This window comes from Falsiroseomonas sp., assembly GCF_051859025.1.
GTDB lineage: Bacteria > Pseudomonadota > Alphaproteobacteria > Acetobacterales > Acetobacteraceae > Falsiroseomonas.
In genome coordinates, this window is sequence record NZ_JBHYGL010000012.1 from 454,281 (window position 1) to 454,850 (window position 570).

At 69.5% G+C, this 570-nt stretch carries 1 protein-coding gene; it reads left to right on the forward strand.

The window, feature by feature from the left end:
- Positions 1 to 184: 184 nt before the first annotated feature.
- Positions 185 to 367, forward strand: a complete 183-nt coding sequence (locus ACTIE5_RS14450) for a hypothetical protein (RefSeq protein ID WP_439550387.1) — start codon at positions 185 to 187, stop codon at positions 365 to 367.
- Positions 368 to 570: the final 203 nt, after the last annotated feature.

The window sequence follows — 570 nt, forward strand, 5'->3', positions numbered from 1 at the left end:
AAGGCGCCGCCTTCCCCAAACCCCATCCGCCAGGGGGGAGACCCCCCTGGACCATCATCGGTTTGGCGCGGGATGCCGAAGCGCCCAACTCGCGTCCGCGCTGCCTGGAACCCTCCCCCGCGCTTGCGGGGGAGGGCAGGGTGGGGGTAGTCCCGCCGCTGCACCCACAGCATCCAGGCACCCCATGCGCGAAACCGTCCTGGCCAAAGGCGAAACCGCCACCCTCGTCATCGTCACCGCCAACGGCCAGACCGAGATCCTGGACGGCGAAGATGAGGTGATCGAATCCCACAAGGACGACCGCCACGAGGCCATCCTGGCGCGGTATCTCGCGCAGGGTTGGGAGATCGAGGAAGACGGGCCGTAGGGCCGAAAACCCCACCCGCCGCCGCGCTAGCCTCGCCGCCCGCGAGCGACCGGCGCAGGAAAAGGCGGTCGCAGCGTCCTGCGACCCTTCGTGATCGCCAGGCCCCGGATGGCGTTCAACGGCGTCAGGTCAGCGACCGGTGTGTCCGTCAGGTCGAGCGTTTGCAGGCTGGTGAGGCCGGAGAGCGGCGACACATCCGCGAC

What these genes read in the sequence shown, in the direction of transcription:
- ACTIE5_RS14450 (WP_439550387.1), top strand. Translation starts at nt 185, where the DNA reads ATGCGCGAAACCGTCCTGGCCAAAGGCGAAACCGCCACCCTCGTCATC.